This window comes from Bradyrhizobium sp. USDA 4451 (assembly GCF_054822585.1).
This window is the reverse complement of record NZ_JBTRCH010000001.1, coordinates 5192001-5205528: the sequence shown is the minus strand read 5'-3', so window position 1 is coordinate 5205528 and position 13528 is coordinate 5192001. Positions and strand designations below refer to the sequence as shown.

Below are 13528 nucleotides of genomic sequence, written 5' to 3'. Positions count from 1 at the left end.
AATCCTATTTCTTCGCGACCTCGCGCAGCGTGTTGTAGATCCACTCCTCGCCCTGCTTGATGGCCTCGACGCCGATCCTTTCGTCATTGCCATGCATCCGGCTCAGGATGTCGTCGTCGAGCGGATAGGGATAGATGCCATAGACCGGCACGTTGCGCTCGCGCCAGGCGGTGGCGTCGGTCCCGGCCTCGAACATCGTCGGCACCAGCACGGCGTTGGTCCAGACCCGCTTCGCGTTGCGCTCCAGCGCCGCATAAAGCTCGGTCTCGACCGGCGATCCCGGCATCTTGCTCCGCATCAGATAGGCGTCCCGCGCCTCCTGCTGCGTCAACGCGGTGACGATGCTGACCTCGATGCCGGGATCGCCGACCACGCGCTTGATCTCGGCAATCATCTGGTCTGTCGTCGTTCCCGGCAGCAGCCGCGTATTCACGACCGCCTTGGCGTCGCCGGGAATGACGTTGGGCTTGATGCCGGCATCGATCATCGTGATCACCATGGTGTCGCGCAGCAGCGCGTGCAGCAGCAGGCTGTCCTTCGGATTGTCGGCGACCAGCTTCTGTCCGGCCTTATCGAGATCGGCCTGGTCCTTTGCAGCCAGCAGCTGCTTGATATCGGCAGCCGTCTGCTCCGAACTGATCGGCAGCAGCGCCTTGAAATAGGCCGCGGTTGCCGGCACCAGCTTGACCGCCGGATCATGCACCGCGAGCCTGGCCAGCGCCGCGATCAGGCGGTCATTGGCCATCGCGCCGGCCGGGAACGGCCGCGAGGAATGGCCGGAGGGACCGGTCGCCCTCAACGCAAACGTTGCCGAGAGCTTCTCCGCCGTCGTGACGTTGATCTGGCGCACCGTGCCGTCGCGCTCCTGCAACACGTAGCCGCCTTCGTTCAGGGCGAATTCCGCGTCGATCTTGTCCCAATGGTTCTTCGCCAGCCACACCGTGCTGTACTGGCCCTGCTCCTCGTCAGCCTCGGCGAGGAAGATCACGTCGCGCGACAGCGGCGTCTTCTCCTCCGCAAGCCGCATCACCGCGCTGGCGAAGACGGCGAGCCCGCCTTTAAAGTCCATCGCGCCGCGGCCATAGACGAAGCCGTCCTTCTCGACGCCGGCAAACGGCTCGACGGTCCATTTTTCGCGCTCGACCGGAACGACGTCGGCATGCGCGGCCAGCAGCACCGGTTTCTTCGACCCGTCGCCACGCAGCCGCGCGATGAAATGCGCCGCCTTGCCGTTCGGGGCGACGAAGATGTCCACCTCGGCGCCGAGCGGCGAGAACTGCGACTTCAGATATTCGGCGAGCGCCCGGGTGTCGCCCGGGCCGTTCGAGGTGTCGAAGGCGATCAGCTTCTTGAGCAACGCCACCGTGCGGTCGCCATAAGGCTCGGCGGTACCGAAGCCGGTTCCGGAGAAGACGATGCCCGCGGCGAGCACCAAGGAAGCGAAATTGTTCTTGATCTTTGACGTCACGTTCTCGTTCCTCTCGTTTTCTAAAGCATATGCCGCGGGACAGCCTTCAGGCAGCCCTCGGAAACAGCAGTTTCAGCACGGCAGCCGCGAGCAGCGTTGTCAGGGCAAGGCCTATGGAAAGATAGAGCGCGCTCGCATCGCCGAGGCGGTCGATCACGACCGCGTAGACCAACGGCGCCGCTGCCGGCAGGATGAAGCTCGGAACGATGAGCCGGCCGACCAGCGTGCCGTAGCTGCGGTGATCGAACAGGATCAGCGGCAGCGTTCCCCGGGTAATGGTCAGAATGCCGTTGCAGGCGCCGTAGAGCAGCGCAAACGCGATCCCCATCTCCTTCGACGGTCCGCTGAACAGGCCCGCGATGAAGGACAGCGGCATGATCAGGCAGGCCGTCAGGTTGAGTGCGAGCGGATCGAGCCGTGCGCCGAACAGGATTTCACAGAGACGCGCGGCGGATTGCCCGATGCCGCGCAGCGTCGCGATCCATACCGCCACGGTGACCGTGAGCCCGAGGCCTGACAGCACCGCGATCATGTGCGCCGACATGCCGGCATTGAGGAAGTTCGCGCCGGTCGTGGTCACGGCATAAAGCCCGCCGGCCGCCGCCAATTGCCGCCGGCCGACCGCGAGCGGCGTCCGGGCTGCCGTCGCGGCAGCGGTCGGCACGCCGGCAAACCGCCGGTTGGGAATCAGCAGATGCAGCGGAATCGTCAGCAGCGCAAAGCCGGCATAGGCCAGCACCGCGATGCGCCAGCCGAAATGTTCCGAGAGCGCGTGGCCGAGCGGCCAGAACACGGTGGCGGCCAGGCCGCCGAGCAAGGTGATGCCGGACATCGCACGGCGCGCCTCCGGTCCGCCGATCCGGGCCAGCGCCGCGAACGCCGCATCGTACAGCGTCAGCCGCATGCCGAGCCCGAGGACGATCCACGATACGAAGTAGGTGCCGATCTGATGCGAGACCGCGAGACCGGCGCAGCCGAGCGCGTTGATGACGGCGCCTGCGACCATCACCTCGCGGCCACCGCGACCGTCGACCCATTTTCCCGCAAGCGGCGACGTCACCCCCATCACCAACAGCGCTGCGGCAAACCCGCCATAGACGATGTCGCGGCTCCAGCCGAGATCCGCTGATATCTGCTCGCCGAACCCGCCGATCAGATAATAGGTCGCGCCCCACGAGATCAGTTGCGCCAGCCCGAGGGCGGCCACGATCCGGCGTGCGATCACCGGACTGCTTCCCTGTCCGAGGGGAGCGTGGAGGCGCCCGGCCCGAGCGGCCGTTGCATCAGCACGGTGTCGACCCATTGCCCGAGCTTGAAGCCGACCGATCTCAGCGTTCCGACCATCTCGAAACCCAGGCGACGGTGCAGCGCGATCGATCCGGCGTTGCCGCTATTGCCGATCACGGCGATCATTTGCCGCCAGGGCCCCTCCTCCGATCGTTCGATCAGCGCCTGCAGCAGCGCCGCGCCGACGCGGCGGCCGCGCAGGGCTTCCGACACGTAGACCGAATCCTCGATGGTGTTGCGATAGGCGGGCCGCGGCCGGTACGCCGTCGCGTAGGAGTAGCCGGCCACGCGTCCGTCAATATCGGCCACGAGATATGGCAGCCCGGCGGCCAGCACGGCGGCGCGACGCCCAAGCATCTCGTCGAGCGTCGGCGGTACCTCCTCGAACGTCGCCAGCCCGCTGAGCACATGGTGCGCGTAGATGCGCTGCACCTCCGCCATGTCGACCTCGGTGGCGTCGCGGATCACGGTGTTCTCGCTGTTGCTCATCTTTCCATTCTCGTCTCGCGTCGGTGCACGCTGCGCGCACCATAGACCCATCTCGACGTCGCTGCGCGACAGTCCGACATCCGCCAGCAGGCGATCGTCGAGCTCGCGCAGCGCCTGCCAGCGGCGAATCCGCGAATGCGGCGAGACCACAAGATAGCGCCCCAGCTCGACGATGACGCCGCCAATGAACTTGAGGCCGGACAATGCCCGTTTCCCGATCTGTCGAAGTCGTCGCTTGCCGGACTATGCGCCCCGGCCTTATATAAGGGAAGCTTTTGCAACTTATGCGCAGCATAAAAGATACTTTGATGAAGAGCCTCAACCTCGACTATCTCGAGAGCTTCGCCGTCGTGATCGACAGCGGCAGCTTCTCGGCCGCGGCCGAGCGATTGCAGCTGACGCAGCCTGCGGTGAGCCTGCAGGTGCGCCAGCTCGAGCGCAGCCTGAATGCGACCTTGATCGAGAGGGTCGGACGACGCGCCAGGCCGACCGCCGCCGGCGCCGCCCTGCTCTCGCATGCGCACCAGATCAACGCCGCCGTGACCTCGGCGGTCGACGCCGTCGCCCAGCAAACCACGGGAACCGCCGGCCGTGTGCGGCTCGGCACCGGCGCGACCGCCTGCATCTTCCTGCTGCCGCCGATTCTCAGGGAGTTGCGGACTGCATTGCCGTCGCTGGAGATCACGGTCACGACCGGCAACACCGCGGAGATCGCGCGGGCGGTCGAGGACAACACGATCGACATCGCGCTGGTGACGTTGCCGGTGTCGGGACGCAGCTTCGAGATCACTCCGGTCATGAACGACGAGTTCGTGCTGATCGCGCCGCGCGACATGAAGCTGCCGGCGCGGGTCACGCCGGAGGTGCTGGCGACGCGGCCGGTCCTGCTGTTCGAGCCCGGCGGCAACACCCGGCGCACTGCCGACGAATGGCTGGCGCGCGGCGGCGTGTCGCTGAAGCCGTTGATGTCACTCGGCAGCGTCGAGGCGATCAAGGAGATGGTGCGCGCCGGCCTTGGCTGCGCAATCCTGCCCGGCATGGCCGTCCCTGCCAGGACCAAGCAACACGACCTGATCGTCCGGTCGCTGTCGCCCAAACTCCACCGCCGGCTCGCCGTCGTGATCCGCCGCGACAAGCGCCTCGACCGCGGGCTGCGCGAGATGCTGTCGGCATTGAAGGCGCTCTCGGCCGCGAAGGACAACGAGCGCTAGGGAGGACGCCGCGCGTCCTCCCTGCTCCACCGCTCAAGTCGCCTTGCGTTCCTGCTCGGCGATCTTTCGGAATGCGGCCTCGCCGGCATCGGTCACTGCCGCCCACTTCGCGTTCGGCGTGGTCTCGGCCTCGTAATTGTCGTGCCAGTTCCACCATTTGTAGGTTGGGCCCTGTGGGTAGCCCTTCGGCGAATCCTCCCAGAGCTCCTGGCGGCCGAACGGCGTGATGTCGAGATAGCTCCACACCGTGCCCATCGATTCATCGCCGCGGCTGTTGACGAGGTAGGTTCGGAAGATCCGCTCGCCATCGCGGATGAACACGTTGTGACCGTGCCACTCGGCGACGCCGAAGTCGGCATCAAAGCTGTCGGTGATGGTGTACCACGGCATCTCCCATTCCATCCGCGCCTTCAGCCGCGCGATGTCGGCCTGCGGTGCACGCGAGGCGTAGGCCAGCGTGGTGTCGCGCTGGTTCAGGTGCGAGAGATGACTGACCTGATCGGCGCCGAGCGAGCAGCCGCGGCAGCCGTGATCCGGCCAGCCGAACACGCCGGGCTCGAAGAACGCGCGGTAGATGATCAGCTGCCGGCGACCCTCGAACAGATCGAGCAGGCTCATCCTGCCGTTCGGTCCCTCGAAGACATACGGCTTTTCGACCGCCATCCACGGCATCCGCCGCCGCTCGGCCGCCAGTGCGTCGCGCGCCCGCACATGCGCCTTCTCCTTCACCAGCATCTCGAGGCGCGCCGCCTCCCACGCCTCGCGCGATACCACCGGCGGCGTCTGCATCCTCGCCAGCCCGCCGCGGTCGTTTTCTGCTGATTTGGTCATGATGCTCTCCATCTTTCGAATTGGACGAACTCCGGGACCCCTGCGCAGTTCCGGCGCCGGCGGCCGTTCGTCATTGGTCATGCCGCAATCTGGCGCGGCGGCCATGACAAGTGGGAGTGACAAGTGTGTCGGGATTTGCGCATCGGCGCCTTGCGATCTATTTGCATAATGCTTGCACTCTGCAATTATATATGCGAGCCTTTCGCCATGAAACAGACTGCCCGCGCCTCCGACGATGGCCTGACGCTCAGCGCCTGGCTGCCCTATCGCCTGTTCCTGGTCGCAGCCCAGATCGCGCGCCCGCTCGAGAGCTTCTACAGCGAGACATTCGGCTTGAGCCAGGCCGGCTGGCGAATCCTCGCCGTCATCGCCGAGCGCGATGCGGCCAATGCCTCCGAGATCGGCCGCGCCTGCGCGCTCGATCCGTTCGCGGTCAGCCGCGGCATCGGCCAGCTCACCGAGCTCGGCTTCGCGGTGCGGCGTCCCGGCAAGACCGACCGCCGTTACGCTGCGGTCAGCATCACCCGCAGCGGCCGGGCCGCGTTCAACCGGATCGCCGCACTCGGCAGCGCGATCCAGGCGCGGCTGCTGGCGCGCCTCTCCGACAGCGAGCAAACCACGCTCGATACCGCCCTCACCCGGCTCGAGGCGGAGAGCGCGCGGATCGACGTGGGCGGCTGGCGCGCGCTGCGCGACGACATTGGCGCGCCATGACCGCCGCGCTGTTCGCGCTGACCGCACTGCTCTGGGGCGGCGGCGCGCTGGCCACCGCGATGCAGGCCGGCGTCACGCCCGCGCCATGGTCGGTGGCGCTGCGCATGGTCCTCGCAGGTCTCATCCTGCTCGGCTACGGGCGGCTGCGCGGCGTGCCGCTTGCGATCCCGCGCAAGGACCGCCCGGCCGTCGCGTTGCAGGGCCTGCTGTTCTTCGCCATCGCTTTCATCGCCTTCTATGAAGCCACCGCGCGGATGCCGAGCGGCCTTGCGGCGCTGGTGCTCTCGACCTCGTCGCTGTTCGCCGCCGTGATCGCACGCGCCGCGCTCGGTGTGCCGATCTCCTCCGGCTTCGTGTGGGGCGCGCTGTGCGGCATCGCCGGGCTCGCGATCATCTTCCTGCCCGGCGCAGGCGCGCATGGCACCGCATCGCTCGCGGGTTTCGCCTGGGCGCTCACGGCGGCGGTCGCGACCGGGGCCGGCACCACCGTCGGCGCGCGCAACCAGCGCGCCGGATTGCCGGTTTTCTTCCGTGCTGGCCTGGGGCGCCTTCATCGGCGCAGCCGCGAGCGCGCTGTGGGCGGTCGCGACCGGCACGCGGTTTGCGGTCGATTTGTCCCTGTCCTATGTCACGAGCTTCCTCTATCTCGCCGTCGCAGCGTCCTGCATCACCTTCATGCTGTATTTCGAGCTGGTACGCCGGCTCGGTCCCGGCCGCGCCGCCTACACGCTCGCGCTCGTGCCGCTCGTCGCCCTCGTGCTGTCGGCGCTGTTCGAGCACCTCGCACTGGGCTGGCCGGTGCTCGCCGGCGCCGCCGCGATCCTTGCCGGCAATGTGCTGGTGCTGGCACGGGCTTAGGTTTCGTTCGGCTGCCGCGCCGGGCAACCAACGCAATTGACGCCCGGACGATATCTGACTAAAGTCAGATATATGCTCGACCCCGTTTCCCGCGTTCGCCGCTTCAACCGTGCCGTCACCTCTGCGGTCGGCGCGCTCGACACCTCGTTCCTCGGCCGCGGCCGGCCGCTCGGGGCGGCGCGGGTGCTGAACGCGATCGGCCACGGACGTGCCGATGTCGGCGACATCAGGGATTATCTCGGGCTCGATTCCGGCCTGATGAGCCGCCTGCTGCGCAGCCTCGAGGACGAAGGGCTGATCGAGACCACCGCACATGGCGACGACGCCCGCCGCCGCATCGCCAGGCTGACGCCGACAGGCAAGCGCGAGTTCAACGCCTATGAGGCGATCTCGAACCGGCAGGCCAAGGACTTTCTTGGCCACCACAGCCAGCGCGAGGCGCTGCTGGCGGCGATGGATCTGATCGCCTCGGCACTCGGGCGCGACGGCACCTCGCTGGATGAGATGGACCCGCGCAGCGACGAGGCGCGCTACTGCCTCGGCGAGTATTACGCGGAGCTCGCGCGCCGCTTCAAACAGGGCTTTGACGTCAAACTGTCGCGCGATCCCGAGGCCAAGGACATGGTGCGCCCGCGCGGCAGCTTCATCGTGGCGATGTCGGACGGCCTGCCGCTCGGCTGCGTTGGGCTGAAAGGCACCAGCGGCGAGTTCGCGGAGATCAAGCGGCTGTGGGTCGCGCCGGCCGCGCGCGGGCTCGGCCTCGGCCGCCGCCTGATGGACGCCGCCGAGCGCGCCGCACACGATCTCGGCATCGCGGTGCTGCGGCTCGACACCAACAGCGCGCTGGCGGAAGCCGGCCGGCTTTACCGCCGGACCGGCTGGACCGAGATCCCGCGCTTCAACGACGATCCCTACCCCGACCTGTTCTTCGAAAAGCGGCTCTGAGCGGCGTAGCGCGCGCGGCCGCTGCATGCCCGTGTTGTCCGGCACGTTGCGCCGGCCTAAGACAGCGTCATGACCATTCGCCCCATCGTCCGCTATCCCGATCCGCGCCTCGCGCTGCCGGCTGAGCCGGTGGCCGTGTTCGACGACGCGCTGCGCGAGCTGGCGGCTGACCTGCTCGAGACCATGCGCGCCGCGCCCGGCATCGGCATCACCGCGCCGCATATCGGCGTGCCGCTGCGCGTCGTGGTGCTCGAGCTCGACGCCAGTGAAGGCCCGCGCACCTACGTCAATCCGGAGATCATCCGGACCTCGCCCGAGATGATCCTGCACAAGGAAGGCAGCGTCTCGATGCCCGGCGTCACCGACGAGGTCGAGCGCCATGCACGGATCCGCATCCGCTACCAGGATCTCGACGGCAACATGCAGACCGAGGAATCCTTTGGCCTGCGCGCGGTGTGCCATCAGCATGAGATCGATCAGCTCGACGGCGTGTTCTGGATCAGGCGTTTGTCCCGCCTGAAGCGGGAGCGATTGATCAAGCGGTATGAGAAGCTGTCGTGCGGTTAAGCGAGATTCGTAAGGCGGGTTAGCGAAACGTAACCCGCCGAAACCAGCATCACTGGTGAGATTGGTCGGTGGATTAGGCCTCCGGCTAATCCACCCTACGGCACCGTGCGAGTCCGCCTGCGTTGCTAGCCTCCCGCCATCAAATCCTTCGCCAGCGCCATGTAGGCCGGCAGCGTCACCGGGTCGTTGGCAGCGTTGCCCGCCATCGGGTGCGAGGCGTAGCGCGCGATCACCATCTCGGCCTTGGGATCGATATAGATGCCCTGGCCGTGCACGCCGCGCGCCATGTAGGCGCCATGCGCATTGTGCGTCACCCACCATTGATTGCGGTAGGATGCGCCGGGCAGCGTGGCGTAGCCGGCCGGCTTGAATTTCTCGGGATCGCCGCCGCGCGCGATGTCCTCGACCACCGTGGACGGCACGATCTGGCGGCCGTTGAAGCGGCCGTGGTTGCGGATGGTCTCGCCGAAGCGGGCGAGATCGCGCAGCGTGGTCGAGAGCCCGCCGCCACCGCTCTCGGTGCCGATCCGATCGACGTGGTAATGCGCATCCTCCTCCGCGCCCATCGGCGCCCAGATCTTCTCGGACAGCAAATCGGACAAGGTCATGCCGCTGGCGCGCCTGACGATGAAGGCCAGCACGTCGGAATTGACGGTCTTGTAGGCGAACGCCTTGCCGTGCTCGCCCTGCTTCTGCTGCCCGCAGAGGAAATCGAAGATGTTGGTCGCGCCGTCGTAGCCCGGCGGGATCGGCGCCATGCCGTTGGCGCGCCGCAGCCCCCACACGTCGGAATTCCTGTCGGTATAGACCTCGGTGTATTTCAGGCCCGTGGTCATATCCATCGCCTCGTGCACGCGCGCGTCGCCGAATGCGCTGGCCTTCAGCTCCGGCACGTAATCCGTGATCGGCGCCCGCGGATCGATCTTGCCCTCGGCGATCAGGATACCGGCGAGCGTGCCGGTGAACGATTTCGTCACAGACATCGCGATATGCGGCTTGTGCGGTTTCAACGCGCCGAAATAGCGCTCGTAGATCAGTTTGCCCCGATGCAGCACGGCGATGCCGTCGGCGTAGCTGTCCTCGAGCATGCGCGCAAAAGTCTGCGGCCGGCCGTCCATCGTCACCGACGCGGATGCGCCGATATCGTGATCCTCGCGCGGCAGCTCCGATGCCGGCCCTGCCCCGCGCCAGACATTCACCGTCGGCACCAGCTGGCGAATGTTGCTCCAGGCCCAGCGCAGCTCGGGGAAGCTGCGGAACGAGCCGTCCTGGAACGTGATCGTCTTGTCCTGCGGCGGCGGAAAGCCCTGCATCCAGCCGAGCACTTGCGGATCGCTCTCGGTGGCGGTGGGATTTTGTTGTTGATTGGCGGCGGCTGCGACGGACATCAATGACGGCTCCGGGAGGGACGATACGGGATTCGTAACATAGTCAGACACCCGGCACACCCGGCATGTGTGCCGGCCAAAGGGGACTTCTAGGCACAGGCGAAATCATGTAGCTTGCAACCTTTCCGCCGCAGACCTTTTCGCGTTCGCAAGACATTTTCCGTTGGAGCTCGGTATGGAACCGACCGTAAGACTGCGTCTTGGTGACCTATTCGATGGGCCTTCCGATCTCATCGCGCTGCCGTGCTCGACGGCGGGCACCATCACCGGATTTGTCGCGCGTTCGCTGGTTCATCACTCAATTCCACATCCGAGCGAGCGAATGGAGCTCGGCACCGTCGAGATCGTGCCGTTTGAAGGTGCGGACAACATTGCGCAATACGTCGGTTTTGCTGCGTCGGTTCGCGGCAGGTATTCAACCGTCCCCGCCATCGAGTCGATCGGCCAAAAGCTGGGCCAGTTCACCCGCGATCACCCCTCGGTGAGGGCCGTCTCGGCTCCGCTCCTGGGAGCCGGCGCCGGCGGCCTGCGGAGCGAGAAGGTCGTGGCCGCCCTGAAGGCCGGCTTTTGCGCAACGGCGGCGTCTCATGCATCGCTGACCATCCATGTGCTTCACCGCGACGTTTATGAGCGTCTGAGAAACGATCGCCCCACCGAGACGCCGACAACCCCATCAACGGAGTCGCCGCGTGTCTTCATCAGCCACACGTCAAAATCGGACGAAGCCGTCGCGTGGGTGAAAAGCCTCGCGCTTTACCTGATCGAGCACGGCATCCAGGCAAGGCTTGACAAGTTTCATCTGCGGCGTGGCATGGATCTGCCGCAGTGGATGTGCAACGAACTCGCGATGGCCAAAAAGGTGATTGTCGTATGCGATGAAGCCTACAAGCAGAAGGCGGATGGGCGCCTTGGCGGCGTCGGTTGGGAGACAATGATCATTCAGGGAGACATCGCCAGTCTTCCGCCGGAGAGCACCAAATACCAGATCATCGTGCGAACGAACGACATCGCCGAGGGAACGCCGCTCTATCTGAAGACGCGATATGCATTCCACGCCCCGATCACGGACACGTCGCAAAGTTTCCGGCAGGAATTGCTCAATGAGCTTCTGGACGTGCCGATCATGCCGATTGCCGAGGCAAACGAGTTCCGGCTCTGATCCCGGCGAGGTCCGCGATCCACATACCAACGACATCGCGGATTGCTGCTTGCCGCAGATCCGCCCTACGCGTTTGCCGCCGCCCGCTCGATCGTGGCAATGTCGATGTTCTTCATCGTCATCATCGCTTCCATCGCGCGCTTGCCGGCGGCGCGATCGGCGCCGTTGACGAGTTCGAGCAGCCGCCGCGGCGTGATCTGCCAGGTAAAGCCCCAGCGATCCCGGCACCACCCGCACGGCAATTCCTTGCCACCGTGCGACGTGACGGCATTCCAGTAGCGATCGGTCTCCTCCTGGCTGTCGGTCAACACCATGAAGCTGACCGCCTCGTTCGGCGTGAAGTTGGAGCCGCCGTTCAGCCCGACGAAGCGGCGGCCGAGCACGGTGAATTCGACCGTCAGTTCCTCGCCCTGCCCGATGCCCGGTATCGGCGATATATGCCCCGCATCGACATGGCTGTCGGGAAACGTCGCGGCGTAGAACTCCGCCGCTGCGCGCGCCTGGCCCTGATCGAACCAAAGGCATGTGACGAGATCGGTCATGTGCAGTCCTCCTTGTGTGGGCAAAGGACGGTTGACGACGACGCCGGCCGACAGGCTGATGAAAATAATTTGCGGAACACCACCGCCTCCAAACACACCACTGTCGCCCTGGCGAAAAGCCAGGACCACGTCGAACCTGTTGCGATACCGCGAGCCATACGTCCGCATTGCCGCGGCGGGAACCGCCCGGGCCTTTGCGTCTGGTTTCGCCCGCTTTCGAACAGAGGGCGCAGGGAAGACCGGGTGCCGATCGCACCCATGGGCCCCGAGCAATGGGGTAGAAAGCTCGGGGGTAGGACCACAGGTGTAACCGGAAACAACCCGGCCTTCCCTGCGCGATGGGTTACGGCTTATACGTGCTCTCCCCGGCGAGACTTGGCTTTGTTGTCACCGTCTTCGCAACGCGCATTGCGCAATCCGAAAAGACACCTACCGCTAGGGCGTCAGGCCTGCACGACTTCGCCGTCCGCCTCATGCACGTTCGTCAACTGCGCATTCGGCGTCCACCGCATCTCGACCCGCGTTCGTGACGACCGCGAAGCGCCCTCGTGTCGGGCGAGACGGCGCATTTGTATACTGAATTTTCCTTCTGATAAAGCGAAATATTTTCACGCGAGGTGATTGACAGGGTTTGCTGAGTTGCCCGTCGGGGTGATATGTCGCAGGTCGCGCGAAGCAATTTGATTTGCATCGAGGCAACTCAGCCGCGCGACGTCTCCACCGTAATCCGTAGCCCGGATGGAGCGCAGCGCAATCCGGGACCGGGTCTGCCATTCGCAAGGAACCGGATTACGCTTCGCTCCATCCGGGCTACGATTGCGGTCAAGAGAAATCCAACATCGCCTGTCGGGGCACGCGCCGCGCATTCGTCCTCGGGACGCCTGGCAAGGACACGGAGAGACACGATGCCACCTATCATCACCGCCTTCGAGCGATCCCCCGACGGCGGCAAGGGGTTGGCGCGCGACACGCGCGTCCGCTGGGCGCTGGAGGAAGTGGGGCAGTCTTACGAAGTCCGCCTGGTTTCATTCCAGGCGATGAAGCAGCCCGCACATCTGACGCTGCATCCGTTCGGTCAGATTCCGACCTATGAGGACGGCGATCTCGCGCTGTTCGAGACAGGCTCGATCGTGCTCCACATCGCCGAGCGCCATGCGGGCCTGCTACCCGACAATGCCAACGCCCGCGCCCGCGCCATCAGCTGGATGTTTGCCGCGGTCAACACCGTGGAACCGGCGATCCTCGAACTCGTCACCACGAGGATCCTGGAGGGCGACAAGCCCTGGAGCAAAGCGCGTCTGCCGCTGGTGATGGATCGCATCCGCGAGCGGCTGAGACAGCTCTCCGCGCGTCTCGGCGAGGCCGACTGGCTCGACGGCCGATTCAGCGCGGGCGACCTGATGATGGTCTCGGTGCTGCTCAGACTGAGAGCATCGGGCCTCCTCGACGAATACCCGAACCTCGCCGCCTATGTCGCGCGCGGCGAAGCGCGGCCGGCTTACCGGCGGGCGTTCGCGGCGCAGCTTGCGGTCAACACGCGCTAGCGGCGGACGCAGCCCGCCTCACGTCCATCACGCGAAGACGCGATGGATCACGTTTCATTCATCCGGTCTTTCAGCGACGCTACACATCGCTGTAACCCAACCGCGACGGCCGCATGACTCACGCAGCGTTGAGCCGGCGTGAGCGAGGATTGCATTTAACTCCGCCGTTGCTGCGCGCACTTATCCGACGAGGCCAGACTGCTTGGCCCCATCAACAAACGGAGAAACGCAATGACGAACGTCAAACTGCTGTCGGCTGCTTTGATCGCGGTTGCCATGATCGCGTCGCCGGCAATGGCGCGTGAAAGCCATGCAGTGTCCCGCCACGTCGCAGAGGCCAGCGCCGCCGTGCCGGCCGAGCCGGTCTACGTCAACGGCCGCGCCTGCATTCCGGCGCCGCGCGTCGGTTCGTTCGCCACCGCGCCCTGGACCGGCGACAATGTCCCCTGCGAACCCGGTCCGTATTGATCGCGCCGGACGCATCGACCGGTCGAGCGGCCGCTGGCCGCTTGATTGGCGCGCTAT

At 65.8% G+C, this 13528-nt stretch carries 15 protein-coding genes and 1 pseudogene; 9 read left to right on the top strand and 7 right to left on the bottom strand.

Annotation, left to right across the window (positions count from 1 at the left end):
- Window positions 1-4 precede the first annotated feature (4 nt).
- Genes ACVMB0_RS23820 through ACVMB0_RS23810 form a run of 3 tightly spaced genes read right to left on the bottom strand, consistent with a single transcriptional unit; the run spans window position 5 to window position 3448 of the window.
- A complete protein-coding gene (locus tag ACVMB0_RS23820; RefSeq protein WP_461347863.1) occupies window positions 5-1468 on the bottom strand; it encodes a M20/M25/M40 family metallo-hydrolase in 1464 nt (487 codons plus the stop codon).
- Between the two features lie 46 nt (window positions 1469-1514).
- Window positions 1515-2693, bottom strand: a complete 1179-nt coding sequence (locus ACVMB0_RS23815; protein WP_461347862.1) for an MFS transporter — start codon at window positions 2691-2693, stop codon at window positions 1515-1517.
- A complete protein-coding gene (locus ACVMB0_RS23810) occupies window positions 2690-3448 on the bottom strand; it encodes a GNAT family N-acetyltransferase (RefSeq protein WP_461347861.1) in 759 nt (252 codons plus the stop codon). Before ACVMB0_RS23810 ends, ACVMB0_RS23815 begins: the two co-directional genes overlap by 4 nt.
- 104 nt (window positions 3449-3552) lie before the next feature.
- Here ACVMB0_RS23810 and ACVMB0_RS23805 point away from each other — a divergent pair, with 104 nt between their 5' ends.
- Complete coding sequence (locus ACVMB0_RS23805; protein WP_461347860.1) at window positions 3553-4455, top strand: LysR family transcriptional regulator; 903 nt, start codon at window positions 3553-3555, stop codon at window positions 4453-4455.
- Between the two features lie 33 nt (window positions 4456-4488).
- Here ACVMB0_RS23805 and ACVMB0_RS23800 read toward each other — a convergent pair whose 3' ends face one another.
- The gene (locus tag ACVMB0_RS23800; protein ID WP_461347859.1) at window positions 4489-5286 is read right to left on the bottom strand and encodes a DUF899 domain-containing protein; all 798 of its coding nucleotides are present in this window, start codon (window positions 5284-5286) and stop codon (window positions 4489-4491) included.
- Window positions 5287-5493: 207 nt separating this feature from the next.
- Here ACVMB0_RS23800 and ACVMB0_RS23795 point away from each other — a divergent pair, with 207 nt between their 5' ends.
- The gene (locus ACVMB0_RS23795; RefSeq protein WP_461347858.1) at window positions 5494-6000 is read left to right on the top strand and encodes a MarR family winged helix-turn-helix transcriptional regulator; all 507 of its coding nucleotides are present in this window, start codon (window positions 5494-5496) and stop codon (window positions 5998-6000) included.
- Window positions 5997-6338, top strand: a pseudogene (locus ACVMB0_RS23790) (EamA family transporter); the annotation flags it as partial. The gene ACVMB0_RS23795 and the pseudogene ACVMB0_RS23790, both read left to right, overlap by 4 nt.
- Here the strand turns inward: ACVMB0_RS23790 and ACVMB0_RS23785 are convergent.
- Entirely contained in the window at window positions 6236-6457 is a 222-nt protein-coding gene (locus tag ACVMB0_RS23785; RefSeq protein WP_461347857.1) for a hypothetical protein, read from the bottom strand. The pseudogene ACVMB0_RS23790 and the gene ACVMB0_RS23785 overlap by 103 nt on opposite strands.
- A 74-nt stretch (window positions 6458-6531) precedes the next feature.
- On the opposite strand from ACVMB0_RS23785, the gene ACVMB0_RS23780 reads away from it, so the two are divergent.
- From ACVMB0_RS23780 to ACVMB0_RS23770, 3 genes are all read left to right on the top strand, one after another.
- Window positions 6532-6858, top strand: coding sequence for an EamA family transporter (locus tag ACVMB0_RS23780; protein ID WP_461347856.1), 327 nt, complete (start codon window positions 6532-6534; stop codon window positions 6856-6858).
- Between the two features lie 72 nt (window positions 6859-6930).
- Window positions 6931-7803, top strand: coding sequence for a bifunctional helix-turn-helix transcriptional regulator/GNAT family N-acetyltransferase (locus ACVMB0_RS23775; protein WP_461347855.1), 873 nt, complete (start codon window positions 6931-6933; stop codon window positions 7801-7803).
- 69 nt (window positions 7804-7872) lie between these two features.
- Window positions 7873-8370 (top strand): peptide deformylase, encoded by a 498-nt coding sequence (locus ACVMB0_RS23770; RefSeq protein ID WP_461347854.1) that lies wholly within the window; start codon window positions 7873-7875, stop codon window positions 8368-8370.
- A 125-nt stretch (window positions 8371-8495) separates the two neighbouring features.
- Here the strand turns inward: ACVMB0_RS23770 and ACVMB0_RS23765 are convergent, their stop codons facing one another.
- Complete coding sequence (locus ACVMB0_RS23765) at window positions 8496-9758, bottom strand: serine hydrolase domain-containing protein (RefSeq protein WP_461347853.1); 1263 nt, start codon at window positions 9756-9758, stop codon at window positions 8496-8498.
- 175 nt (window positions 9759-9933) lie between these two features.
- On the opposite strand from ACVMB0_RS23765, the gene ACVMB0_RS23760 reads away from it, so the two are divergent.
- Window positions 9934-10917, top strand: a complete 984-nt coding sequence (locus ACVMB0_RS23760) for a toll/interleukin-1 receptor domain-containing protein (protein WP_461347852.1) — start codon at window positions 9934-9936, stop codon at window positions 10915-10917.
- 65 nt (window positions 10918-10982) lie between these two features.
- Here the strand turns inward: ACVMB0_RS23760 and ACVMB0_RS23755 are convergent, their stop codons facing one another.
- On the bottom strand, window positions 10983-11459 hold the full coding sequence (locus tag ACVMB0_RS23755) for a VOC family protein (RefSeq protein ID WP_456756559.1): 477 nt from the start codon (window positions 11457-11459) through the stop codon (window positions 10983-10985).
- 905 nt (window positions 11460-12364) lie between these two features.
- Between ACVMB0_RS23755 and ACVMB0_RS23750 the strand changes: the two genes are divergently transcribed.
- Window positions 12365-13003: a glutathione S-transferase family protein gene (locus ACVMB0_RS23750; RefSeq protein ID WP_461347851.1), complete on the top strand. Its 639-nt coding sequence runs from the start codon at window positions 12365-12367 to the stop codon at window positions 13001-13003.
- A 231-nt stretch (window positions 13004-13234) separates the two neighbouring features.
- On the top strand, window positions 13235-13471 hold the full coding sequence (locus ACVMB0_RS23745; RefSeq protein WP_456798206.1) for a hypothetical protein: 237 nt from the start codon (window positions 13235-13237) through the stop codon (window positions 13469-13471).
- The last annotated feature ends 57 nt before the right edge of the window (window positions 13472-13528 follow it).